21 protein-coding genes and 1 pseudogene are annotated in these 24,585 nt (G+C 66.4%); 9 read left to right on the forward strand and 13 right to left on the reverse strand.

What is annotated here, in order from left to right:
* The first annotated feature begins 2 nt into the window (after positions 1–2).
* Positions 3–1,292, forward strand: coding sequence for an adenylosuccinate synthase (locus ASG20_RS15745; RefSeq protein WP_056054989.1), 1,290 nt, complete (start codon positions 3–5; stop codon positions 1,290–1,292).
* 62 nt (positions 1,293–1,354) lie between these two features.
* Here the strand turns inward: ASG20_RS15745 and ASG20_RS15750 are convergent, their stop codons facing one another.
* The 10 genes and pseudogenes from ASG20_RS15750 to ku all read right to left on the reverse strand — a co-directional run bounded on the left by ASG20_RS15750 (position 1,355) and on the right by ku (position 13,885).
* On the reverse strand, positions 1,355–1,822 hold the full coding sequence (locus ASG20_RS15750) for a hypothetical protein (protein WP_056054991.1): 468 nt from the start codon (positions 1,820–1,822) through the stop codon (positions 1,355–1,357).
* A gap of 56 nt (positions 1,823–1,878) precedes the next feature.
* Entirely contained in the window at positions 1,879–2,946 is a 1,068-nt protein-coding gene (gene aroC / locus ASG20_RS15755) for a chorismate synthase (protein ID WP_056054993.1), read from the reverse strand.
* Positions 2,943–3,356, reverse strand: a pseudogene (locus ASG20_RS15760) (endonuclease domain-containing protein). Before ASG20_RS15760 ends, aroC begins: the two are co-directional and overlap by 4 nt.
* Positions 3,357–3,418: 62 nt before the next feature.
* Entirely contained in the window at positions 3,419–4,210 is a 792-nt protein-coding gene (gene fabI, locus ASG20_RS15765; RefSeq protein WP_056054995.1) for an enoyl-ACP reductase FabI, read from the reverse strand.
* Positions 4,211–4,233: 23 nt separating this feature from the next.
* Complete coding sequence (locus ASG20_RS15770; RefSeq protein ID WP_231420838.1) at positions 4,234–5,109, reverse strand: YihY/virulence factor BrkB family protein; 876 nt, start codon at positions 5,107–5,109, stop codon at positions 4,234–4,236.
* Positions 5,110–5,191: 82 nt separating this feature from the next.
* Complete coding sequence (locus ASG20_RS15775) at positions 5,192–6,130, reverse strand: DnaJ C-terminal domain-containing protein (protein ID WP_082471017.1); 939 nt, start codon at positions 6,128–6,130, stop codon at positions 5,192–5,194.
* Positions 6,131–6,449: 319 nt separating this feature from the next.
* Positions 6,450–7,352 carry a transglutaminase family protein gene (locus ASG20_RS15780; RefSeq protein ID WP_056055002.1) on the reverse strand — a complete coding sequence of 301 codons (903 nt, stop codon included), beginning with the start codon at positions 7,350–7,352 and terminating at the stop codon, positions 6,450–6,452.
* 151 nt (positions 7,353–7,503) lie between these two features.
* Positions 7,504–9,954, reverse strand: a complete 2,451-nt coding sequence (locus tag ASG20_RS15785; RefSeq protein WP_056055988.1) for a circularly permuted type 2 ATP-grasp protein — start codon at positions 9,952–9,954, stop codon at positions 7,504–7,506.
* Positions 9,955–10,276: 322 nt separating this feature from the next.
* Positions 10,277–12,808 carry a DNA ligase D gene (gene ligD / locus ASG20_RS15790; RefSeq protein WP_056055005.1) on the reverse strand — a complete coding sequence of 844 codons (2,532 nt, stop codon included), beginning with the start codon at positions 12,806–12,808 and terminating at the stop codon, positions 10,277–10,279.
* Between the two features lie 192 nt (positions 12,809–13,000).
* Positions 13,001–13,885 (reverse strand): non-homologous end joining protein Ku, encoded by an 885-nt coding sequence (gene ku / locus ASG20_RS15795; protein ID WP_056055007.1) that lies wholly within the window; start codon positions 13,883–13,885, stop codon positions 13,001–13,003.
* A 109-nt stretch (positions 13,886–13,994) separates the two neighbouring features.
* Here ku and pdxH point away from each other — a divergent pair, with 109 nt between their 5' ends.
* From pdxH to ASG20_RS15810, 3 genes are read left to right on the forward strand one after another with little or no spacing between them, the layout of a single operon-like run.
* The gene (gene pdxH / locus ASG20_RS15800; protein WP_056055010.1) at positions 13,995–14,573 is read left to right on the forward strand and encodes a pyridoxamine 5'-phosphate oxidase; all 579 of its coding nucleotides are present in this window, start codon (positions 13,995–13,997) and stop codon (positions 14,571–14,573) included.
* On the forward strand, positions 14,570–15,517 hold the full coding sequence (locus ASG20_RS15805; RefSeq protein WP_056055013.1) for a cation diffusion facilitator family transporter: 948 nt from the start codon (positions 14,570–14,572) through the stop codon (positions 15,515–15,517). Before pdxH ends, ASG20_RS15805 begins: the two co-directional genes overlap by 4 nt.
* A gap of 39 nt (positions 15,518–15,556) precedes the next feature.
* On the forward strand, positions 15,557–16,348 hold the full coding sequence (locus tag ASG20_RS15810; protein ID WP_056055017.1) for a PhzF family phenazine biosynthesis protein: 792 nt from the start codon (positions 15,557–15,559) through the stop codon (positions 16,346–16,348).
* 114 nt (positions 16,349–16,462) lie between these two features.
* On the opposite strand, the gene ASG20_RS15815 is transcribed toward ASG20_RS15810, so the two are convergent.
* Together ASG20_RS15815 and mnmA are read right to left on the reverse strand one after the other, a co-directional pair.
* The gene (locus ASG20_RS15815; protein ID WP_055881551.1) at positions 16,463–16,711 is read right to left on the reverse strand and encodes a UvrB/UvrC motif-containing protein; all 249 of its coding nucleotides are present in this window, start codon (positions 16,709–16,711) and stop codon (positions 16,463–16,465) included.
* A 14-nt stretch (positions 16,712–16,725) separates the two neighbouring features.
* Positions 16,726–17,835 carry a tRNA 2-thiouridine(34) synthase MnmA gene (gene mnmA, locus ASG20_RS15820; protein ID WP_056055990.1) on the reverse strand — a complete coding sequence of 370 codons (1,110 nt, stop codon included), beginning with the start codon at positions 17,833–17,835 and terminating at the stop codon, positions 16,726–16,728.
* Between the two features lie 183 nt (positions 17,836–18,018).
* Between mnmA and ASG20_RS15825 the strand changes: the two genes are divergently transcribed.
* The 3 genes from ASG20_RS15825 to ASG20_RS15835 all read left to right on the forward strand — a co-directional run bounded on the left by ASG20_RS15825 (position 18,019) and on the right by ASG20_RS15835 (position 19,012).
* Positions 18,019–18,258, forward strand: coding sequence for a hypothetical protein (locus tag ASG20_RS15825; RefSeq protein ID WP_231420839.1), 240 nt, complete (start codon positions 18,019–18,021; stop codon positions 18,256–18,258).
* Positions 18,259–18,361: 103 nt separating this feature from the next.
* Positions 18,362–18,661, forward strand: coding sequence for a CtrA inhibitor SciP (gene sciP, locus ASG20_RS15830; protein WP_056055024.1), 300 nt, complete (start codon positions 18,362–18,364; stop codon positions 18,659–18,661).
* A 93-nt stretch (positions 18,662–18,754) separates the two neighbouring features.
* A complete protein-coding gene (locus tag ASG20_RS15835) occupies positions 18,755–19,012 on the forward strand; it encodes a GlsB/YeaQ/YmgE family stress response membrane protein (protein WP_056055026.1) in 258 nt (85 codons plus the stop codon).
* A 122-nt stretch (positions 19,013–19,134) separates the two neighbouring features.
* Here the strand turns inward: ASG20_RS15835 and ASG20_RS15840 are convergent, their stop codons facing one another.
* On the reverse strand, positions 19,135–19,881 hold the full coding sequence (locus ASG20_RS15840) for an SIMPL domain-containing protein (protein WP_056055029.1): 747 nt from the start codon (positions 19,879–19,881) through the stop codon (positions 19,135–19,137).
* Positions 19,882–20,126: 245 nt separating this feature from the next.
* Here ASG20_RS15840 and ASG20_RS15845 point away from each other — a divergent pair, with 245 nt between their 5' ends.
* Entirely contained in the window at positions 20,127–21,317 is a 1,191-nt protein-coding gene (locus ASG20_RS15845; RefSeq protein WP_056055032.1) for an efflux RND transporter periplasmic adaptor subunit, read from the forward strand.
* 4 nt (positions 21,318–21,321) lie between these two features.
* Positions 21,322–24,579 (forward strand): efflux RND transporter permease subunit, encoded by a 3,258-nt coding sequence (locus ASG20_RS15850; protein WP_056055035.1) that lies wholly within the window; start codon positions 21,322–21,324, stop codon positions 24,577–24,579.
* Positions 24,580–24,585: the final 6 nt, after the last annotated feature.

Here is a 24,585-nt window from a genome sequence, read left to right on the forward strand (position 1 = left end):
GTTTGGCCAACGTAGCAGTCATCGGCGCGCAATGGGGCGACGAAGGCAAGGGCAAGATCGTCGACTGGCTCGCCGAGCGGGCCGACATGGTCGTGCGCTTCCAGGGCGGCCACAATGCCGGCCACACGCTGGTCGTCGGTGACAACGTGTACAAATTGTCGCTGCTGCCGTCGGGCATCGTCCGCGGCACGCCGTCGTTCATCGGCAATGGCGTGGTGCTCGATCCGTGGGCGCTGAAGGACGAGATCGCGCGGCTCGGCGCGCAGGGCGTCGTCGCGACGCCGGAGACGCTGCGGATTGCCGATACCTGCGCGCTGATCCTGCCGTTCCACCGCGACCTCGACGGTCTGCGCGAGGACGCCAGCGGTGCCGGCAAGATCGGCACCACGCGTCGGGGCATCGGTCCTGCGTATGAGGACAAGGTTGGTCGCCGTGCGATCCGCGTCTGCGATCTCGCGCATCTCGACGATCTGGGGCCGCAACTTGATCGCCTTACCGCCCACCACGACGCGCTGCGCGCCGGCTTCGGCGAGTCGCCGATCGACCGCGCCCGCCTGATCGCGGAGCTGCGCGAGATCGCCGGCTTCGTGCTGCCGTTCGCCAAGCCTGTATGGCGCGATCTCAACGCCGCGCGCTCGGCCGGCAAGCGCATCCTGTTCGAAGGAGCGCAGGGCGTCCTGCTCGACGTCGACCACGGCACCTATCCGTTCGTCACCTCGTCGAACACGATTGCGGGCGCAGCGGCTGGCGGGTCGGGCCTCGGACCATCGGCGGTCGGCTTCGTGCTCGGTATCGCCAAGGCGTACACGACGCGCGTCGGCTCAGGGCCTTTTCCGACCGAGCTAGAGAACGAGACCGGGGAACGCCTTGGCGTACGCGGCCATGAGTTCGGCACCGTCACCGGGCGTAAGCGCCGCTGCGGCTGGTTCGACGCGGTGCTGGTGCGCCAGGCGGCGGCGGTCGGTGGCATCACCGGGATCGCGCTGACCAAGATCGACGTGCTCGACGGGTTCGAGACCGTGTCGATCTGCACCGGCTACAGCTTGCGCGGCGAGACGCTCGATTATTTCCCGGCGCATGCGGCGGACCAGGCGCTGGTCGAGCCGATCTACGAGACGATGGAAGGCTGGCAGGAGACGACTGCCGGTGCGCGCAGCTGGGCCGACCTGCCCGCACAGGCGATCAAGTATATCCGCCGGATCGAGGAGCTGATCCGCTGCCCGGTGACGTTGGTGTCGACCAGCCCGCAGCGTGCCGACACGATCCTTGTCCGCGATCCATTCTCGGACTGAGCGGACACGAAAAAGCCGGGCGATCGCTCGCCCGGCTTTTCAGTTATCCCAAGACGGTGGGATCAGCGCGGAGTGGTCGTGCCGGTCGTCCCGCCCGTGGTCGAGCCCATCGTCCCAGTGCTCGTGCCACCCATCGTGCCGGTGGTGCCGCCCATGGTACCCGTGGTGCCGGTCGTACCACCCATCGTGTCGGCACCCATCGTGCTGCCGGTCGTGCCCGACATCGTGCTGCCCGTCGTGCCGGTACCGCTCATCGTGCCCGACGTCGTACCGCGCGTACGGCTACGCGCTTTTGTGCCACGCTGGGTGCGCGTCGTCGTGGTCGATTGGGTGCTGGTCGAGGGGCTCGCCTGATCCATCGTACCGGTCGACATGCCGCCGGCCGTGCCGCCCGCGGTCGAGCCGCCCATGGTGCCACCGCTCATCGTGCCACCGGTAGTGCCACCCATCGAGCCGCCGGTGCCCGTCTGTGCCAGTGCCACGCCCGGGATGATCAACGCTGCTGCTGCGATTGAAGTCAGAATACGCATTTCGCTCTCCTATGTTATTGAAGAGCAAGCGCTTCAGTCCTGCTTATGTTCCGTCGTCAGCCGCACTGGCCCCGATGCAGCAGCGCCTGGTCGGCCAGCACGAGAGCGACCATCGCCTCGACCACGGGGACTCCGCGTATGCCCACGCACGGGTCGTGACGCCCCTTGGTGGCGATCGTCGCGGCCTCGCCGGTCGGGCTGATCGTCTCGACCGGGGTGAGGATCGAGCTGGTCGGCTTGAACGCGACGCGGAGACGTATCGGCTGGCCGGTCGCGATTCCACCGGCGATCCCGCCAGCATGGTTGGCGAGGAACTCCGGACCGTCGACGCCCGGTCGCATCGGATCGGCGTTGGCCTCGCCCGACAACGCGGCGGCGGCGAACCCGTCGCCGATCTCGATGCCCTTGACCGCGTTGATGCTCATGCACGCAGACGCGAGTTCGGAATCGAGCTTGGCGTAGAGCGGCGCGCCCCAGCCAGCGGGTACGCCGGTCGCCTCGCACGCGATCACCGCGCCGAGCGACGAGCCCGATTTCCGCGCGGCGTCGACGAGTATCTCCCAGCGGGCGGCGGCGGCGGCATCTGGACAGAAGAACGGGTTCTGATCGATCTGCGCGTCGTCGAAACTCGCCGGATCGATCGCATCGCCACCGATCGCCTCGACCCATGCGCGGACACGGACCTGCGGGACGACGAGGCGTGCGACCGCACCAGCGGCAACGCGGGCGGCGGTCTCGCGCGCTGACGAGCGCCCACCACCCCGGAAATCGCGAAACCCGTATTTCGCGTCATAGGCATAGTCGGCGTGGCCGGGGCGATAGGCCTTGGCGACGTCCGAATAATCCTTCGAGCGCTGGTCGACATTCTCGATCATCAGGCTGATCGGCGTCCCTGTGGTGCGCCCCTCGAACACGCCCGAGAGGATGCGGACCGTATCCGGCTCGCGCCGCTGCGTCGTGAAGCGCGAGGTGCCGGGGCGGCGCTTGTCGAGCCAGGGCTGGATGTCGGCCTCGGTCAGCGGAATGCCAGGAGGACACCCGTCGACGATCGCCCCTAGCGCAGGCCCATGCGACTCGCCCCAGGTGGTGAAGCGGAACAGCCGTCCAAACGTATTGAAGCTCACTTATCCCTCTCCCCAACGGGGAGAGGGAGGGGCCCGTGCGAAGCATGGGAGGGTGAGGGCACGCACGTAAGTCCATCAAGGATCGCGGCGAGCACGCCGTCCATCCGCTGCATTACGTCGTTGTTCCAGACACGGATCACACGATATCCCTTGGTCGCGAGGAAGGCGGTTCGGTCGTCGTCATAGGCGACGTCCTCGATATGTTGGCTGCCGTCTACCTCCACGACCAGCCTCGCGTCCATGCAGAGGAAGTCCGCGATGAAGGGGCCGATCCAGACTTAGCGGCGGAACTTGAAGTTGCCGAGACGACGACTGCGGAGGCGGTACCAAAGCCGGTCCTCCGCTTCGGTCGCATCGCGACGTAGCTCTCGGGCTCGGTTCAGTGCTTCGGTACCGTCGCGTTGCCTCACCTTGCCCTCACCCTCCCATGCTTTGCATGGGCCCCTCCCTCTCCCCGAAGGGGGAGAGGGGTTTAGACCAACGCGATATCGGGGGCGTCTTCGGCCTTCATGCCGATCACGTTGTAGCCAGCGTCGACGTGGTGCGTCTCGCCCGTGACCCCCGAAGCCAGGTCGCTCAGCAGGTACAGCCCCGCGCCGCCGACGTCGTCGATCGTCACGTTGCGCTTCAGCGGCGAGTTCAGCTCGTTCCACTTCAGGATCAGGCGGAAATCGCCGATGCCGCTTGCGGCCAGCGTCTTGATCGGCCCCGCCGAGATCGCATTCACGCGGATGTTGTCGCGGCCGAGGTCGACCGCGAGATACTGCACGCTCGTCTCCAGCGCCGCCTTCGCGACCCCCATCACGTTGTAATGCGGGATGACCTTCTCCGCGCCATAATAGCTGAGCGTCAGCATCGCGCCGCCCTCGGTCATCATCTTGGCCGCGCGCTGCGCCACCGCGACGAACGAATACACCGAGATGTTCATCGTCATCAGGAAATTGTCGAGGCTGGTATCGACGAACCGCCCGCGCAGCTCGTTCTTGTCCGAAAAGCCGATCGCGTGGACGACGAAGTCGATCGTCGGCCATTCCTCGGCGAGCTTGTCGAAGGTCGCATCGAGCGCACCCATGTCCGACACGTCGCAATCGAACAGCCGCGCCACGCCCAATTGCTCGGCGAGCGGGCGGACGCGCTTCTCCATCGTCTCGCCCTGGTAGCTGAACGCGAGCTCGGCGCCCGCTTCGGACAGCTTCTTGGCAATCCCCCAGGCCAGCGACTTGTCGTTCGCCAAGCCCATGATCAGCCCACGCTTGCCCGCCATCAAACCGTTCACGCCGTCCCCGCCTATACCTGCATATCCGTAGCAGGCTGCTCTAGCGTTGTTTCGGGTGGTTCCGCCAGTGCTGCGTTCAGATGCGCACCGAATACGAGACCGAGCCCGATGACATAGAAAAACAACAGCATGATGACGACACCCGCCAAGCTGCCATAGGTGAGGTCGTAGCCGCCGAGCCGCGACAGGATCACCGGGAGCAACGCGGTCGCGCTGACCCACCAGGCAGTGGTGAACAATGCGCCCGGCCATTTGCGGCATTTCGAATAGCGATAACGCGACGGCGTCACCGAATAGAAGAGCAGGTACAGCGCGCCGAACATCAGCAGGCCGGGGATGAGGCGAGAGAGCCCGACCCAGCCGGCTGCGTCCTGCGCGAACGGCACGAGCCGGTAGATGAACTGCTCTGCGGCGGTGAGGATACCCTGGACAAGGAACGACAGCAGCGCGATTACCACCGACAGGATGATCACGGCGGATGACCCTAACCGCGATTTCCAGAACGGCGCGGTCGCCTTGATCCCGTAGGCGCGGTGGAAGATATCGCGGATCGTCTCGACGAAGCTGCCGACCGTCCACAGTCCGACCAGCGCGCCGAGCCACAATAGCGACCCGGTCCGCGCGGCAAGCACGTCGGCGATCGGCTTGCGCAACAGGTCGCCGACGTTGGGCGGCAGGACGTTCAGGAACGACTCGACCGCGCGCAAAGTCTCGACGCTCTGCCCGAAGATCGACAGGATCGCCGCCGCAACGATAAAGAACGGAAACACCGTCATCAACGCGAGATAGGCGAGGTTTCCCGCGTGGATGAAGCCATCGTTGAACACGCCGACGGCTGCACGTTTGAAAACCTCGAACGCGTAACTGCCTGGCCTGACCTTCGCCATGCCACGAGTGAGACGGGCGCGCGTCGCACTATGATCATGCGCGCGCGCTTCGGGCGTTAGGGTATTATCATTCACAAGGCGTTCAGACGCCCATGGCCCCCCGCGGGTTCCCCGCGTTGCGCCCATCCCAGCTTTCGACGAACGCGGTAAGCGCCGCATCGCTCGCGGGAATGTCGATCATCAGCGTGACCAACTGATCGCCCCGCGTGCCGCCCTTCTTGTGGAAACCCTTGCCCTTGAGGCGCAGCGTCTTGCCCGACGTCGTACCCTTGGGGATGGTCAGCATCACCGGCTTGTCGACCGTCGGAGCCTTGACCGAGCCGCCCAGCACCGCTTCGGCGAGCGTGATCGGCAGGTCGAGGCGGACGTCGTCGCCGTCGCGCGTGAAGAACTTGTGCGGCTGGACCTCGATCGTCAGGATCGCATCGCCTGCGCCGCCCGGACCCTGCTCGCCCTTGCCGGCCAGCTTCATCTGCGTGCCGGTCTCGACCCCGGCGGGGAGCTTGAGATCGAGCGTCTTGCCGTCCGCGAGCGTCACGCGCTGCGGCTCCAGCGTCGCCGCCTCGACGAAAGGCACCTGCAGGCGATACGCGGCATTCTCGCCCTTGGGCTGCGGCCTACGACCGAAGCCGCCGGAGAACCCGCCGCCACCGCCACGCTGCGCGCCGCCGAACAGCCCTTCGAAGATGTCGCTCATGTCGGCCCCGCCGGCGCCGCTTTCATAGCCCTCGCTGCGGAAGCCGCCACCGGGCTGGGGTCGCCCGCCGCCGCCGCCGCCGAACCCGAACGGCGACGCGGGATTGCCGTCGCCGTCGATCTCGCCGCGATCGAACCGCGCGCGCTTGTCCTTGTCGTTCAGCAGGTCGTACGCGTTGGTGACCGTGCTGAACCGCTCCGACGCCTTCGGGTTGTCCTTGTTGCGATCGGGATGAAGCTCTTTCGCGAGCTTGCGGTACGCCTTCTTGATGTCGGCTTCGGTCGCGTCGCGCGCTACACCCAGAGTCTTGTACGGATCGGCCACTTACGTCCCCATTCTAACTTGCGCGTCTATGTGGGGCGGTGCGCAGCGCAACGCAATTGCGCGCGGGGTGTTTGGTTGCACGAGAGGAACGATCATGACCAAACAACCGATGCAGGGCGTGCCGAAGAACGACGATGGCGCGAAGGAGAAGGACGGCGAAAGCGGCGGCGGCTCGTACCCGAACCCGCACGACGAGAAGTAAGGCGCGTTCCGTCATTCCCGCGCAGGCGGGAACCCATACTGGCAGGCCTGCGAGATAAGCGCGAACGTCTGCCTATATGGGTCCCCGCCTCCGCGGGGATGACGAACGTGGTCCATGCTACCTAGCGATCGGCGGCTCCGTCTCGTCCAACGGCGCAACATCGACGCTGACGTCCATATTCTGCGCCCCTGACCCGAGCACCACCCCGTCCACTGGCGCAATCTCGGCATAATCCCGCCCGACCGCCATCACGATGTGATCGCTCGCCATCCAGATTCCGTTGGTCGGATCGACCCCGACCCAGCCGCGCACCGGCCCGCACCACAGCAGGACCCACGCATGCGTCGCATCCGCCCCGACCAGCCGCGGCTGACCCTCGGGTGGGATCGTCCGGATATACCCCGACGCATACGCCGCGGGCAGCCCCGCCGCGCGCAGGCCCGTGATCATGATCTGCGCGAAATCCTGGCACACGCCCTTGCGCTGGAAGAACGCCTCGTGCGGCGGCGTATCGACCAACGTCGCGTCCGCATCGAATTCGAACTCAACCTGGATCCGGCGCGCAAGCGCGATCCCGGCTTCCAGTGCGCCCCGGGAAGGATCGAGATCCACCGCGCAATAGTCCGCGATCGCCTGGTCGAGCGGGATCAGCGGCGAGGGATAGATGTAATTCGCCGGGCTCGCCGCGGAGAGGTCGGTGCTCGCCCGCGCCATCGCCGCGATTTCACCCAGCGTCGGATCGCTCGCGTCGGGCACGGGCACGAGGCGATCCACCGTCATCCGCGACCGGCTCTCGATCGTCAGGTGGCGGACCGGACTGTCGACCACCAGCCGCGTGACATTGGCGAGCCCCGCTTCAGCGCGCGCCGGACTGGTACGCCCAGCCGGATGTACCGACAGCGCGTAGCTATCCAGCCGCTGACCCGGCCAGTCGATCGGCTTCAACCGCAGATTGCACCGCGCGAACTTGACGCTCGCGCCGTAATCGAACGTCGTGACGTGGCGAATATCGTAGATCATGCAAATCCTCCCCGGCACGGGGAGGGGGACCGCCAGCTTGCTGGTGGTGGAGGGGGGGCGCCACGAACGGTGCGCTGGTGGAGAGCCCCCTCCACCATGCGCTGCATGGTCCCCCTCCCCGTACCGGGGAGGATTTGCACGGTCACGCCCCTCACGCCAACGTCAGCCCGCTAGTCCGCAACGGCTCAGCACCCTGCAGGAAATACCGCCGCGCCAGCGCATCCGACACCGCGCCAAGCCGCCGCTCGATATCCCCCAAGGTCTCCGCGTCTAGCTCCGCCGCCGTTGCGGTCATCACGATCGCCTGCAACCCGGTCGCTTGCGCCTGTTGCGGCTCCGCCATCTCGTCGTCGCTCAGTACCGGCAACTCCGCCAACCGCGCCGCGATCCGCTCTGCCGAAAAGGCGAGACTGCGCGGATTGCCCGGATCGAGCGCCACCAGGTCCATCACCGGCACCCGCGCGATCCCGGTCGGATAGCGCTGGCGATAACTGATCTGGCTGTCGGCAAGGTCGAGCAGCACCGACAGATCGTCCGGCGACGCGCCCGGCATCCCGAACAACCGGATCGCGCGCGCCATCGCCATCGCCCGCTCGATCCGCCGCCCGAGATCGTGAAAGCGCCACGCCGCCGTCCGCCCCATATGCTCCGCCGACAGCCCGGCGATCGCCGCATAGCGCCGTTGCAGCGAGCCGGCCCGCTCCAGCATGCCACGGTGGGTGGGGAAGGGCGCCTCGAGCAGCCGCACCATGTCCGCCGACAAGCGATCGCGCGAGCCTTCGCCGATCTCACGCGCGTGGCGGTTGAGCGTCAGGATCGACTGCCAGCGCTCGTCCTCCATTGCGGTCCGGGCGAGCGCGGTCAGATCGGCGCGGCGGAGCGACGGCGGGTGCGGCGCGCTGCCCGCCCCGACGATCAGCCCGACCAGCTTGCCGACCGTAGTCGGCGACAAGACTGCACCCCCGTCGACGTCGATCGAATTGCCGAGCATCACGCGGATCGCGCCGAGCAGCGCTTCGCCGCGCTCCAGATACCGCCCGAGCCAGTAGAAATTGTCCGCCACCCGGCTCGGCAACGTCCCCGGATTGCGCCGCACCTGGAGCGAGTCCGCGGCGGTCAGCAACGACACGGGCGCGACCGGCTCGGCACCATAGATGCAGACGTCGGCGGACCAGATGCCTTCGCCCATGACGGCCGCCCGCGCGTCGGGATGCTCGCCGATCCGCGCGAACCCGCCGGGGAGGACGGTCCATTCGCCATCGCCGTTACGCGCCGCGAAGACGCGCAGGGTGAAGGGGCGGGGGACCAGCGCATCGCCGACCACGACCGGCATCGTCGAGAGCTGGACCAACTCCTGCCCGACATAATCCTGCGGCCGGTTCGCCATGTCGGCGAGCAGACGCCCCCTGTCTCCGCCGGTGATGTCGGCGCCTGTGGTCGGTGCACCGGTCATGCCGAGAGGCCGCGCGTGGAACGCCGGACCGATCAGCAGACGGTCGAAATTGGCTTCGACCTGCGCGCGCGCGCCGTCCTGCCCGCACCACCACGTCGCGATGTTGGGGAGCAGCAGCTCCTCTCCAAGCAGCGACTTCGCGAGTTGCGGCAGGAACGCCGAGAACGCAGGCGCTTCCAGCACGGCCGAGCCCGGCGCGTTCGACAGCACGACGTTGCCCGCCGCGTAGGCGTCGATCAGCCCTGGCACGCCGATCTGCGAATGCGTGTCGAACGCCAGCGGATCGAGCAGCCGCGGGTCGAGCCGCCGCCACAGCGCATCGATCCGCTTGAGCCCACCGATCGTGCGGACATAGACCTTGTCCTCGAGCGCGGCGAGATCGGCGCCCTCGACCAGCAGCAGCCCGAGATAGCGCGCGAGATGCGCCTGTTCGGGATAACTCGGGTTGAACCGGCCGGGCGTCAGCAGCCCGATCCGCGGGTCGGTCCGCTTGCACATCGCCGCGATCCCGGCGCGGAAGGCTGCAAAGAACGGCGCATGTCGCTGGACGTTGAGCCGGTCCTGCAACCCGCCGAGCGTGCGGCTGACCGCGATGCGGTTCTCCAGCGCATAGCCGGCGCCGGCGGGTGCGCGAAGGTGATCGGCGAGCACGCGCCATTCGCCGGTCGGCCCGCGACCGAGATCGATCGCGATGAAATCGAGATGGCGGCCGCCGGGCGGGTCGAGCCCGACCATCGGCCGCAGGAAGAACGGGCTGCCGGTGACGAGCGCGGCGGGGATATGGCCGTCCGCGACCAGCTTGCCCGCGCCGTAGAGGTCGGCGATCACCGTCTCCATCAGCGTCGCGCGTTGGATCACGCCGCGCTCGATTTCCGCCCATTCGCCGGCCTCGATCAGCAGCGGGACGGGCGAGACGGGCCAGGGGCGCTCATCGGGTTCGTCGGCGATCCGGAAACCGGTGCCGATATCGACCGCATGCCGCTGGACGCGTTCACGGATGTGGCCGAGGTCGTCCGAGGCGACCATCGCGAGTTCGGCGAACATCGCGGCCCAAGCCGGATCGGCGCTCCCGTCATCGGCTGGGCACAGCACGTCGGCGCCGGTGGTGCGCGCGCAATAGTCGGCGATCCAGCGCTCGGCATGGATCATCGCGTCGAAAAGGGGCGCGGTGTGCGTCGCCGTGTCCAATGCCTCAAGCCCCCGAATGCAGGCGGCGGTGTTTCACCTTTAGACGCGGCGGTGCAACATAAATTGTCGCGAAGGCCGCGCGTTACTCCTGTTCCCTCGCGAAGGCGGGGGAGCAGTAAGGGGGCGAGCTGTCGCCTCCACGAACCACCACCCCGGCGGAGGCCGGGGCCCAATTGGGGGACGGCGCTAATGACGGGCATCGCGCCGTTACCGCCACCTTCCCAATTGGGCCCCGGCCTTCGCCGGGGTGGTTACGGTTGTGATTGTGGGGAGGGGGAATGGCTCACAAATCCGGCAGCACCTGATTCGCCACACCCCAACCCGCCAGCGCCCGCGACTCAGCCCGCGCGATCAATTCCGCCCCATCCTTCACACCCCACCGCGCGGCCATCTCGATATCCCGCAACTCGGTCCAAGACACCGGTGCCGCCACCGGCGCGCCCGCTCTCGCCCGCGCCGAATACGGCATCACCGCGGTCGCCCCGCGCTGGTTCCGCAGCCAGTCGATGAAGATTCGCCCCTTGCGCTTGGCCTTCGCCATCGTCGCGACGAAGCGGTCGGGATCTGCGCCCGCCATCGCCCGCGCGAAGCGATCCGCGAAGTCCTTCACCGCAGGCCATTCCGCCTCCGGGGTCAGCGGCACGACCACGTGCACGCCCTTGCCGCCCGAGAGCATCGGGAAGCTGACCAGCCCCAGTTCGGCCAACTGGTTCTTCAGATGCTCCGCCGCCTTCTTCGTGTCGCCGAAATCGAGCCCCTCGTCTGGGTCGAGATCGAATATCAGTCGGTTGGGCTTCTCCAAGGTCGCGTTCGACGACCCCCAGCCGTGGAACTCGATCGTCCCCATCTGCACGCACGCGACCAGCCCGTCCGCATCGTCGACATACAGATAGTCCTCGGTCGAGCCGTCCTTCTCGCGGATCGGCACTTTGTGGACCGCGTCGCCGAAGCTCCCCGCGTCATGTTTCTGGAAGAAGCACGCGCGCGATCGACCTTGCGGACACCGCACGAGGCTGATCGGGCGGTTGCCCGCGACCGGCAGCATGATCCCCGAGACCGCGACGTAATAGTCCGCGAGATCGCCCTTGGTGACGTCCGACTTGTCGAAGATCACGCGGTCCCGGCTGCTGACCTTGATACTGGTTGCCGGCGCGGCGCTGTCCTCCACATCGGGCAATGGCGCGGGCGTCTCGGCGACGACGTCCTTCGCCGCCTTGTCCTCGCGGAGGCCGATGAAGCTCGAATGCCGCAGCACACCGTCGGGCGTGACTTCGGCGAACGCGACCTCCGCGACCAGTTTCGGCGTCACCCATTTCGCGCCGCGGACCGCTGCCTTTGGCGCCTCGACCGTTGGCGTCTTGCGATCGAGCGCGACGAGCTTGTCGCGAATCTCGTCCATCAGCGCCTGGTCGAAACCGGTGCCGACTTTCCCGGCGTACCGATAGCCCTTGCCCTCGTGGACGCCGAGCAACAGCGACTTGAACCCGCGTTTTTTGTCGGACGGCAGCCAGCCGACGATCACGAATTCCTGGCGGTGCGTGCATTTGACCTTGAGCCACGCCTTGGTCCGCTTGCCCGCATAGGGTGCGTCGGCGCGTTTCGAGACGATGCCTTCAAGGCCTTCGCGGCACATCGTCTCGAACAGTTGCTCGCCCGCACCGATGACGTGGTCGGAATAGCGGAGGCGATCCTCGTCCTCGGGGATCAGCGGTTGCAGCCGCGCCTTGCGGTCGAGGTTGGAGAGGCCGGTCAGGTCTTCGCCGTCGAGTGCGAGCAGGTCGAACGCGAACAGCGTCATGTCGCCGCCCGCGGAGATCGCATCCTTCAGCGTCGAGAAATCGGGATGGCCGTCCTTGAACGCGACGATCTCGCCGTCGATCAGCGCGGATTTTACCGGCAGTTTGGCGGCGGCGTCGGCGATCGCGGCGAACTTGTCGGTCCAGTCGAGGCCTGTGCGGGTGAAGACTTTCGCCTTGCCGTTGGCGACGGAGATTAGCGCGCGGTAGCCGTCGTATTTTACCTCGTGCAGCCAGGCGGAGCCGGTGGGGACGGCGTCGACGAGGGTGCAGAGCTGGAGGTCCTGAAATTCCTCCCCGGCACGGGGAGGGGGACCGCCGCGACTTTTCGCGGGGGTGGAGGGGGGCTTGGCACTGGCGATACCTTTACGGCTGGCGGTTCTCTTGCGGGCCGCCCCCTCCACCAGCTTCGCTGGCCCCCCTCCCCGTGCCGGGGAGGATTTGCCTTCCTCGATCTCTACCATCGTTCGGCCGGTCGCGACGCTGGTGAGCGCTTCTTCGACCAGCGTGTCGGTGCCGCCGGCCGCGGCGTCGTCGATCTTCCGCAGCAGCCAGTTCTCGCGCTTCTCCTTCGCGCGGGGCTTAAGGCGGATGAGCAGCCATTCGCCCTTCATCCGTTCGCCGTCGAGGACGAAGTGGAGGTGGCCCTTATCGAGATCCTTGGCCGACTTGCCCTTGATCGGCGACCATGTGCCGCGGTCCCACAGCATCACCGTGCCACCGCCATATTCGCCCGCGGGGATGGTGCCTTCGAAGGTGGCGTAGCTTAGCGGGTGGTCCTCGGTGCGGACCGCGAGGCGCTTCTCGTTGGGGTCGAGGCTGGGGCCGCGGGTGACCGCCCAGCTTTTCAGGACGCCGTCGGTTTCGAGGCGGAAGTCCCAGTGGAGGCGGGTGGCGTCGTGCTTCTGGACCATGAACGAATTGCCGTTGCCGGGGGCTAGCGTGCCCGCGGGTTCGGCGGTCTTCGTGAAGTTTCGCTTGGAATTGTAGAGGGCTAGCGGGTCTGGGGGCGTGGCCATCAATAGCGTCCCGTCTTCGTCATCCCGGCGAAAGCCGGGACCTCGCGCGGCAGGGGTACGGTCTGCAAAGGGGAGATCCCAGCTTTTGCTGGGATGACGGGGTAGGGGGTGGTGACCTCAACAAGTTTGTTCTCCCCCGAAGGCGGGAGTCCAGTCTGGGCCCCCGCCTTCGCGGGGGAACAAGGGAGGGGGTTACGCACGTTTTTTGGCTGGTGCTTTGGCCGCCGTCTTTGCCGGCGCGCGCTTGGCGGGGGCTTTCTTCGCTGATGCCTTCTCCGCCGCCGCACCCCCACTCTTCTCCATCGACTTCTTCAACGCCGCCATCAAATCGACCACGTTCGACCCCGTCTTGCCGCCCGTATCCTTATCCTCGATGATCTTCTTCCCGTTCGACTTGCGCTTGCGCTCGATCAAGTCCTTCAGCGCATCGACATAGCGATCGTGGAACTCCTGCGGGTGGAAGTCGCCACTCCGTTTCCCGATCAGCGCCTCCGCCAGTTCGAGCAGTTCTTCCGACGGCTTGTCGTCGGGAATATCGCGGAAATAGCCCTGCGCCTTGTGCACCTCGTCGGCATAGCGAAGCGTCTCCAGCACCATCCCGCGCCCGCACGGCTTCAGGCTCACGACATATTCGCGCCCGCGCATCGCAAGCTGGCCGAGCCCGACCTTCTTCGTCCGCTTCAACGCCTCGCGCAAAACGATGAACGCCTCCTCCGCCAGATCATCGGCAGGCACCACGAAATACGGCTTCTCGTAATAGAGCACGTCGATCTCGCTCGCGTCGACGAACTGCGTCAGTTCCAGCGTCTTCTTCGACTCGAGCTTCACCGCATCGATCTCGTCCTGCTCGAGCAAGACATATTCGCCCTTCGAGACCTCGTATCCCTTCATGATCTCGTCGGCATCGACCGGCCCCACCCCAGTGACGACCTTGTCGTAATGGATCGGCTGGCCCGACGGCTCGTGGATCTGCTTGAAGGACACCGCGGCGCCGGACTTGGTCGCGGAATAGATCTCGACCGGGATCGAGACGAGGGCGAGACGGATCTGCCCCTGCCAATACGCGCGCGCTGCCACCTTGGGTGTTCCTTCGTTGCGGAAACGATTCGATTATCTGGATCAATCATCGGCGAGGGCGAGTCGTTCCAAAGTTTCGTTCCGCGCCAAATCCCGCTAAGGCGCGCGCATGTCAGACGATCCCTTCACGCTGTTCGATAGCTGGTACGCCGAAGCCAAGCAGTCCGAGCCGAACGACCCGAACGCGGTCGCGCTCGCGACGGCGGATGCCGAGGGGCGGCCGTCGGTGCGCATGGTGCTTTTGAAGGGGCACGGCCCAGACGGCTTCGTGATCTACACCAACCGCGAAAGCCGCAAGGCGGGCGAACTCGCCGCCAATCCGCAGGGTGCGCTGCTGTTCCACTGGAAGTCGCTGCGCCGCCAGATCCGGATCGAGGGGCCGGTATCATGGGCGACGGACGAAGAGTCGGACGCCTATTTCGCCTCGCGTGGTCGTGATTCGCAGCTTGGCGCCTGGGCGTCGGAGCAGTCGCGGCCGCTCGACAGTCGCGAGACGTTCGAGCAGCGCTTTGCCGAAATGACCGCAAAGTTCGACGGGCAGGACGTGCCAAGGCCGCCGCATTGGGGTGGCTACCGTGTCACGCCGACGCGGATCGAGTTCTGGCAGGACCGTGCGCATCGCCTCCATGAACGGCGGCTGTTCACGCGCGAAAGCGGCAACTGGAACGAAGGGCTGTTGTTCCCATGACGCAGGACGAACGGCGCAGGGTCATACCTCTCGCAACCCGTGCGGCGCTCGCCAGCGTCGCGATGGCGTGTTTCCTGCTGTTGCTGAAGGGCTTTGCCGCCTGGTCGACGGGTTCGGTGGCGATGCTCGGCTCGCTCGCCGATACCGCGCTCGATCTGCTCGCGTCGCTGGTCACGCTGTACGGCGTGCGGCTGGCGGCGACGCCGGCGGATCACGATCACCGCTTCGGCCACGGCAAGGCGGAGGCGCTCGCCGCGCTGTTCCAGGTCATGCTGATCACCGCGTCTGCGGTCGGGATCGCGTGGCGCGCGATCCTTGCGTTCGGCGATCCGCAGCCGACGACCGGCGCTGATTTCGGTATCGGCGTATCGGTGATCGCGATCGTCGCCACGGTGTTTCTGCTATCCTATCAGCGTCGCATCATCCGTCAGACCGGCTCGGTCGCGATCCTGGCGGACAACGTCCATTACCAGTCCGACGTCCTGCTCAACGGCTCGGTGATCGTCGCGCTGGTGCTCGATCAATATGTCGGGTGGAGCGGTGCGGATCCGATCTTCGGCATCGTCATCGCTTTGTGGCTCGCTTGGGGCGCGTTCCAGGCATCGTCGAACGCGATCGACCAGTTGATGGACAAGGAATGGCCGGAGGATCTGCGCACGCAATTCCTCGACGTCGCCGCGCGCCAGCCCGGCATCCGCGGCATCCATGATTTCCGCACACGGCGCTCGGGCAGCCACGATTTCGCGCAGTTCCACATGGAGGTCGCGCGCGACCTGACCGTCGAACACGCGCACGACATCGTCGAGGCGGTCGAGCGCAACCTGCGCACCGCGTTCCCCAAGGTCGAGGTGCTGATCCATCTCGATCCGGAGGGTCATGTCGACACCGACAATCCGCTGGTCGAGGCGGACGTGACGCCGCATTGGTTCGGTAAGCGGGTATAGTCCGCTCGAGATTCGGCAAACGCGTTTGAGGATTTAGGCATGAGAATACCGTTCGCGCAGATCGATGCGTTTTCCGACACGCCGTTCGGCGGCAATCAGGCGGCGGTAATGCCTCTGTCGGCGTGGCTCGACGACGCTGTGTTGCTCAACATCGCGCAGGAGAACAACCTCAGCGAGACTGCGTTCATCGTCGCATCGGATGACGAGGGCGTCGATTTCGACCTGCGCTGGTTCACGCCGGGGGCAGAGGTGGCCTTGTGTGGGCATGCGACGTTGGCGAGCGGGCATTTCGTGCTGTCGTCGGATACCGCGCTCGACCGGGTGCGGTTCCGGACGCGGCAGGCGGGGATACTGGAGGTCGCTCGGGCGGACAGCGGCTACACGCTCAAGTTGCCGGCATGGGGACCAAGCCCGAAGACGATCCCGGAAATCGTCGCGGCGCTGAATGTGACCGAGCCCGTCGAAACCCTGTGGCACGACAAGGGCTATGCGCTCGTGATCGTCGAGAACGAGGCCGTCGTGCGCAACCTCAAGCCGGATTTCGCCGCGCTAGCTGCCTTCCCGATCGTCGCGATCGTCGCCGCGCGGGGCGAAGCGACCGACATCGTCAGTCGCGTATTCACGCCCTATTACGCGATCAACGAGGATTCTGTGACGGGTGCGGCGCACGCGGTGATGGTGCCGTATTGGGCGCCCACTTTGGGGAACAGCTTCACCGCGTATCAGGCGAGCGCGCGGGGCGGGAAGTTGACGTGTCGGCTTGAGGGGGACCGCGTGGTGCTCGGCGGATCATGCGTGACGACGATCGAAGGCACGTTCCTGCTGCCGTAAACGCGGCCAAATTATCTCCGTCATCCTGGCGAAAGCCAGGACCCAGAGCCACGAGCGTCGTCGGTTGTTACCCTGGATCCTGACTTTCGTCAGGATGACGTGGACTGAGGGGACCTACCGCTTCCGCCCCTTGGTCATCGGATCGGGCTTCTTCGGCTTCACCCAGCCGGGCGGTGGCGTCATCCGCTGCTGGCTGGTGCCAAGCCCCATCGCCCCCGGCTGCTGACGGGTCAGACCAGCCGTGTCCGCCACTTCGCCACCGCCGCGCAAAACGCTGATCTGATCGCGCAGCCGGCCTGCGGTCTCGAAATCCATCGCCGCGGCGGCGGCTTCCATCTGGCGGCGTAGATCTTCGATATCCATGCCGCCCCAACGCGTCAGGCGGCGACGAGTGCCGCTTCGGTCTCCGCAATCCAGCCGCCGCCGAGCACGCGCTCGCCTGCGTAGAGTACCGCCGCCTGGCCGGGCGCGACGCCGTATTCTGGCGCATCGAACACGATCCGGTCGCCGACCAGACGGGCAGGGGCGGGCTTGGCCATCGACCGGACCTTCGCGGTAAGCGGCCCGGTGAAGTCGCCGCCGAGCCAGTTGATGTCCGTCATCCGCGCCGCCTCGACCGCGAGCGCACGCCGCGGACCGACGACGACCCGCTTCGTGGCGGGCTCGACTCGCACGACATAAAGCGGCTCGGGACTACCGCCGATCTCCAGCCCGCGCCGCTGGCCAACGGTAAAGTGGATCAGTCCGCGATGCTCGCCGAGTTTGGTGCCGCCGAGATCGACGATGTCGCCCGCCGTCTCCGCCGCCTCGGGCCGTAGCTTCTTCACCAAGCCTGCATAATCGCCGTCGGGTACGAAGCAGATATCCTGGCTGTCCGGCTTGGCCGCGACGCCGAGCCCAAGTTCGGCCGCGATCTCGCGTACCCGCGCCTTGGGCAGCCCGCCCAAAGGAAAGCGGAGGTAATCTAGCTGCGTCTGCGTGGTCGCGAACAGGAAATAGCTCTGGTCGCGCGCCGGATCGGCGCCGCGGTGGAGTTCGGCACTATGTACGCCTTCGACTCGCCGGACATAATGCCCCGTGGCCAGGCAATCCGCGCCGAGATCGCGCGCGAGCTTCAGCAGGTCGGTGAACTTCGGCCCCATGTTGCACTGGACGCACGGGATCGGCGTGCGGCCGGCGAGGTATTCGTCGGCGAACTTGTCGACGACCTGCTCGCGGAAGCTGGTTTCGTGATCGAACACGTAATGCGCGATGCCGAGTCGGTCGCACACCGCGCGGGCGTCGCGGATATCGCGGCCGGCGCAGCACGATCCCGCGCGGCCGACCGCCTCGCCGTGATCGTATAGCTGGAGCGTCACGCCGATCGTCTCGGCACCGGTGGCATGCGCGAGTGCGGCGACGACCGAGCTGTCGACGCCCCCCGACATCGCCACGACGATGCGCTTTCCGGCGGTGTCCCGCCCGAGCTGAAAATCGGTCTGATCCATCGCCATCACATAAGCGCGACGGCGTGCGGTTGCAAAAAGATGCGGCGATTGACGTGGATCAGGGTGAAGCGAACGGAAAACGCGACCAGCGATTGGAAAAAAGCGACAGGTTCACGAAGTCTTTCACGACGTTTTACGGTCCATTCACCCCCTTGCGCTACACCGGGCTTCCCAGACGTTGTCGTGAGTATCCCGTTGGACCTGAGTTTCTCCCGTTTCGATCGCGATGCCGAGCTTACCGTTCTCCCCGGTGAGCTCGCTGTCCTGATCGTCGGCATCGCCGCCCGCCAGGCGGCGAGCCCGACGGCGGCGGTGCAGGCGGGGTTCGTGCGGACGACCGTCGATGCGACGCTGTTCGCGCCGCTCCACGGGGCCTTCAACGGTCCAATGGCAAAGGCCTTAATCCGGTGGAAGGACGAATGAAGATGCTGTTTACTGCGGCGTTTCAGCCGATCTTCAAATCTAGCGACTATCTTTCGCGTGTGCGTATCGAGAGGGGGCCCCCCGCCCCGATCAGAGGTTTCAAATGATCGAGAACCAGAAAATCCGTCCCGGCAAGGTCATCGGGCCGCTTGGCGAGCAACTCACGTTGGATACGCTGCCGCCGCCCGGTACCACGCGCTGGGTGGTGCGGCGCAAGGCCGAGGTGGTCGCCGCGGTGAATGGCGGGCTGCTCAGCGTCGACGACGTCTGCGCCCGCTACGGCCTGACCGTCGAGGAGTTCGCCAGCTGGCAGCGCGCGATCGATCGCTCGGGGATGCCCGGCCTGCGCGTCACCCGCATCCAGCACTATAAATCGCTGTACGAGCGCCAGCAGAAGTATTGAGCGGCAAAACTCAAAACGCGGGCGGAACAAATATCGCCGCTCGCACGTCTTTCCGCCATCGCCCCGGCAACGGGATAAACGGAGGGAAATACAATGGGTCTCATTCTTTGGCTGATCATCGGCGGCGTCATCGGCTGGATCGCTAGCATGATCATGCGCACCGACGCGCAGCAGGGCATCCTGCTGAACATCGTCGTCGGCATCGTCGGCGCGTTCATCGGCGGCCTGATCCTGTCGGGTGGGTCGATCAACAGCGCACCGCTGACGCTGACCTCGTTCCTCGTGTCGCTGGTGGGTGCCGTCATCCTGCTCGCGATCGTGAACCTCGTCCGTCGCGGCAGCGTTCGCTAAGCTTCGCTCTCGTCACGCGAAACGAAGGGCCGTCCGGGCAACCGGGCGGCCCTTTTTCGTGGGCGGCGATCGTCGCCGGATCGGTCGCGATCCTCCCCCTGGCGAGGGAGGATCGCAGACCTTCAGTTCAGCAGGAACCGCACCGACACCGTCACGGTCACATCCTTCTCGCCAGGCGCGATCTGCGTGCTGTCCTTGGCCATCGACGCGCGGGCCATCATGAACATCGGCTGCGCCGGGCCGCCCGCATCCTGGCCCGATTCGGCGATCGAGACGATCCGCGACACCCGCAGCCCCGCCGCCTTGGCGTACAGATCGGCGCGGCGCTTGGCCTGCGCGATCGCATCGGTCCGCGCCTCGTCGAGCGCCGCGTCGGGCTTGTCGATCGACAGGTTCGGCCCGTCGATCTGGTTCGCACCCTGCGCCACCAGCGCGTCGAGGATCGTGCCGGACTTCGCCACGTCGCGGAAGCGGATCGAGACGGTGTTGGTCGCCTGATAGCCGGTGATCACCGGCGGCTGGTTGTCCGCGTAGCGATACTGCGGCGAAAGCTGCACCGACGACGTCGCGATATCGCGCGGCGCCACGCCCGCGCGCTTCAGCGCGGCGAGAACCTTCGCCATCCGCTGCGCATTGTCGGTCAGCGCCGCCGCGGCGGTCGACGACTGCGACACGACGCCTGCGCGAATCGTCGCGAGATCGGGCACGCGCGTCGTGCGGCCCTCGGCGGTCACGTCGAGCACGGTGCCCGCGGCCGGCACCATCGGCTCGACCGTGGTCGGCGCGGCCTGCGCGAGCGCGGCGCATGGCAGGACAGCCCCCGGCAAGGCGACGACGGCGAGGGCGGCAAGGAACGAGGCGGTCTTCATGAAATCTCTCCCGGGTAACTACTGGTGTGCGTGTCGCGCGGATCAGGTCAACGCAAGCTGAACGTCGCGCAAACTCTTTGCACCGCCAACTCTTCGCACCGCATTGCGAATAGATCGAATTCGAAGCATGTCTTCGTTCCATGCTCGTCGAAGGGCTTGAGCATGGTGACTTATTCAGATAACACAGCGTGCGAACGGCGAAGCGGGTCGAGACAAGACCGGTCGAAATGGGGATTGTGACGCGCATGAATTACGAGACGAAGATGGCGGGTCACCTCGGCGCCAGCGAGAGCGAAGAGCAGCTGGCCCTGCCGGATTACACCGCGCCATCGCATCGCCGTCGTAACATCATCATCGCCGTCCTCGCCGTGCTGGCGATCGTCGCCGCCGTGGTCGCATTCAAGTCGGGGAAGAAGGAGGCCGCCGCCGGTCCGGTGATCGAGCAGGTGCCGACCGTCTCGGTGGTCGTGCCCGGTCGCAAGATCGTCGACCGGACGATCTCCGCCACCGGTACGATCGCGGCGCGTCGCGAGATGCCGGTCGGAGTCGCGGGCGAGGGCGGGATGATCACGCGCGTGCTGGTCGAGCCGGGCCAGTGGGTCGCGGCGGGACAGGTGCTCGCGACGGTCGATCGCTCGGTCCAGACCGAGACCGCCGCGTCGCTGGCGGCGTCGGTCAACGTCGCGCGTTCGGACGAGACGATCGCGCAGGCCGAACTCGATCGCGCGCAGCAGTTGGTCGATCGCGGGTTCATCTCGAAGGCCGATCTTCAGCGCAAGGCCGCGACCCGCGATGCCGCCGCCGCGCGCGTGAAGGTCGCGCAGGCGTCGCTCGGCGAAGCGCGCGCGCGCAACGGTCGGCTCGACATTCGCGCGCCTGCCGCCGGGTTGGTCCTGACCCGCGGCGTCGAATCGGGCCAGGTCGTCGGCGCCGGGACGGGCGTGCTGTTCCGCATGGCCGCGGCAGGCCAGATGGAGATGCGCGCGCAGTTGAGCGAATCCGATCTCGCGGGTCTGCATCCCGGTGCGCGCGCGACCGTCGTGCCCGTAGGCACGACCCAGGGTTTTCCGGGTGAAGTGTGGCAGGTGTCGCCGGTAATCGACCCGCAGAGCCGCCAGGGCATCGCGCGGATCGCGGTAAAATACGATCCTGCGCTGCGTCCTGGTGGTTTCGCGGCGGCGACGATCGTCGGCGGGGCGACCCAGGCGCCGCTGCTGCCCGATTCGGCGTTGCAGAGCGACGAGAAGGGCAGCTTCGTGTATATCGTCGGCGCCGACGACAAGGCGGTGCGACGCGCGGTCAAGATCGGTCAGGTCTATGACGAGGGCGTGACGATTCTCAGCGGGCTCGACGGGTCCGAACGCGTGGTTTTGTCCGCCGGCGGATTCCTCGCCCCCGGACAAAAGGTGAAGCCGGTCACGAAGAAAGCGAGCTGATCGCATGAACTTCCGCAACATCTCGGCTTGGGCGATCCGCAACCCGGTGCCGCCGATCGTGCTGTTCCTGGCGCTGACACTGGCCGGCATCGTCAGCTTCATGCGGATGGACGTGAACAACGATCCGGACATCGATTTCCCGATCGCGATCGTCGTCATCAGCCAGCCGGGCGCGGCGCCGACCGAACTCGAGACGCAGGTCACGCAGCGCGTCGAAGCCGCGGTGCGGTCGATCCAGGGGATCGACGAGATCACCTCGACCGTGACCGAAGGCCAGTCGCAGACCGTCGTCCAGCTCAGCATCGGCACGCCGATCGACCGCGCCGTCACCGACGTCCGCGATGCGATCGCGCAGATCCGCAGCAACCTGCCCGAGGGTATCCTCGAACCGCAGGTGTTCCGCGCGAACACCACCGACAACGATCTCGCGAGCTATTCGGTGATCGCCAAGGACATGACGGTCGAACAGCTCAGCTGGTACATCGACAACAACGTCGCCAAGGAACTGCTGTCGGTCCCCGGCATGGCCGCGGTCAACCGCAACGGCGGCGTCAGCCGCGAAATCCGCATCATCCTCGATCCGCTCAAGCTCCAGAGCCAGGGTCTGACCGCGAGCGAGGTCAATAATCAGATCCGCCAAGTCAATCTGAATGCAGCCGGCGGTCGCGCGGAAATCGCCGGGTCCGAGCAGTCGGTTCGCGTGCTCGGCAACGCCAAGGACGCGGTCGCGCTTGCCCAGACCCAGATCAGCGTCGGCAACGGCCGCACCGTGCGCCTCGCCGACATCGCGCAGGTCCGCGATCTCTATGCCGAACAGCGCAGCCGCGCCGCGATCGACGGTCGCCAGACGATCAGCTTCGATTTCCAGCGCTCGAAGGGCTCCTCGGACGTCACCGTCTTCAACGAGGCGGTGAAAAAGCTGGCGGCGATGGAAAAGCGCAACCCGAACGTGCATTTCGTGCTGCGCTCGAACAGCGTCAAATACACCGAAGAACAATATGAGAGCGCGATTCATGCGATGATCGAGGGCGCTGTGCTCGCGGTGATCGTGGTGTTCCTGTTCCTGCGCGACTGGCGCGCGACGGTGATCTCGTCGCTCGCGATCCCGCTGTCAGCGATCCCCGCCTTCTGGTTCATGGACCTACTCGGCTTCAACCTGAACCAGATGACGCTGCTCGCGCTCAGTCTCGTCGCGGGCGTGCTGGTCGACGATGCGATCGTCGAGATCGAGAACATCGTCCGGCACATGCGGATGGGCAAGTCCGCCTATCAGGCGTCGATCGATGCCGCGGACGAGATCGGTCTCGCGGTGCTGGCGACGACGATGGCGATCGTCGCGGTGTTCCTGCCGGTCGGTCTGATGCCGGGAATCTCGGGACAGTTCTTCAAGAATTTCGGCCTCACCGTCGTCGCATCGGTGCTGATGAGCCTCGCGGTCGCGCGGCTCGTGACGCCGATGCTCGCTGCCTATTTCCTGAAGTCCGCCGGCCCCGCCACGCACGGCGAGGGCATGCTGATGGACGGCTATATGGCCACGCTCAAATGGACGCTGGAGACGGGCATGGCAAAGGCATCCGCCGCTCGGGGTGGTTTCCGCCGCCTTACCAGCCGTGTCCTCGACCACCGGTTCTGGGTGCTCGGGCTCGGCGTCTTCGCGTTCCTGCTGACGATCGTCATGTTCGGCGTCCTCCCGATGACGTTCCAGCCGGCGCAGGACAGCGACACGTCGATGGCGGTGATCGACATGGTCCCGGGCACGACGCTCGCCCAGACCGAAGCCGTCGTCACGAAGGTTGCCGCGCTGATCGGGTCGCAGCCCGACGTCCAGTCGGTCTATGCGCGCAGCGGCGCCAACGGCTCGGTCAATGCCGGCCGCGTCACCGCGACGCTCAAGGACGACCGCAAGATGAAGAGCACGGAGTTCGAGCGCAGCCTCGCGCCCCAGCTCGCGGCGATCCCCGATGCACGCGTGTCGTTCCGTTCGCAGAATGGCTGGGGGGGCAGCACGCGCGACATGAGCGTGACGCTCGGTGGTGACGATCCCAAGCTGCTCGACGAGACCGCGCAGAAGATCGTGACCGAGATGTCGCGCCTGCCGACGCTGGTCGCGCCGCGCGTTGCCGGCAATCTGCAGCGTCCGGAAATCGTCATCAAGCCACGCTTCGATCTCGCCGCCAACCTAGGCGTGACGACGCAGGCACTGTCGTCCGCGATCCGGATCGCGACGCTTGGCGACATCGACCAGAACTCGGCGCGCTTCTCGCTATCGGATCGCCAGATTCCGATCCGCGTCGCGCTCGATCAGGGTGCGCGCAGCGAGCTGTCGACGATCCAGAACCTGCCGGTGTCGACCGCGACGGGTGGCTCGGTGCCGCTCAACCTGGTCGCCGAGATCACGCTCGGTTCTGGCCCGACCAAGATCGACCGCGTCAATCAACAGCGTCAGCTGACGATCGGTGCCGATCTCGCCCCCGGTATCGTTTCGGGTGTCGCGCAGAAGCAGATCGACGCGCTGCCGACGATGATGAACCTGCCGACCGGCGTGAACAGGCTCGTGCTCGGCCAGTCAAAGTTCCAGGCGGAGATGGTCAACAACTTCATCCTCGCGGTGATCGCGGGCACGTTCCTCGTGTTCGCGGTGCTGGTGCTGCTGTATCGCCGCGCGCTGCCGCCGTTCGTCAACATGGGGTCGCTGTTGCTGGCCCCGCTCGGCGGTCTGCTGGCGCTGTGGGCGACGGGTAATCCGGTGTCTATGCCGGTATTCATCGGCATCCTCATGCTGCTCGGGATCGTCGCGAAGAACTCGATCCTGCTGATCGACTTCGCGCTGGAGGAGATGGGCAAGGGCGTCGACGTCTGGACCGCGGTGGTCGATGCAGGCCACAAGCGCGCGCAGCCGATCGTGATGACTACGGTGGCGATGGTCGCAGGCATGATCCCGACCGCCCTCTCGCTCGGCGGCGACGGATCGTGGCGCGCGCCGATGGGCATCGTCGTGATCGGCGGGCTCGTCCTGTCGACCATCCTGACGCTGTTGATCGTCCCCGCGGCGTTCAGCCTCGCGGTCGGGATCGAGCGGTATATCGGGCCGCGGTTGGGCCGCAGCCTGCTCACCTATCGTCCCGGCGACGACGGCAGCGAGGTCATCGGCCTGGCCGATCCGCATCCGTCGGGCCCGCCCTTGTCCGGGCCGCATTCGCCCGGACCGCGGCTCGGGCCGGCAACACCCAAGCTCGGCGACGGCACGCAGCCGGCCGAGTGACGCGCC

Source organism: Sphingomonas sp. Leaf198, assembly GCF_001424005.1.
Lineage (GTDB): Bacteria > Pseudomonadota > Alphaproteobacteria > Sphingomonadales > Sphingomonadaceae > Sphingomonas.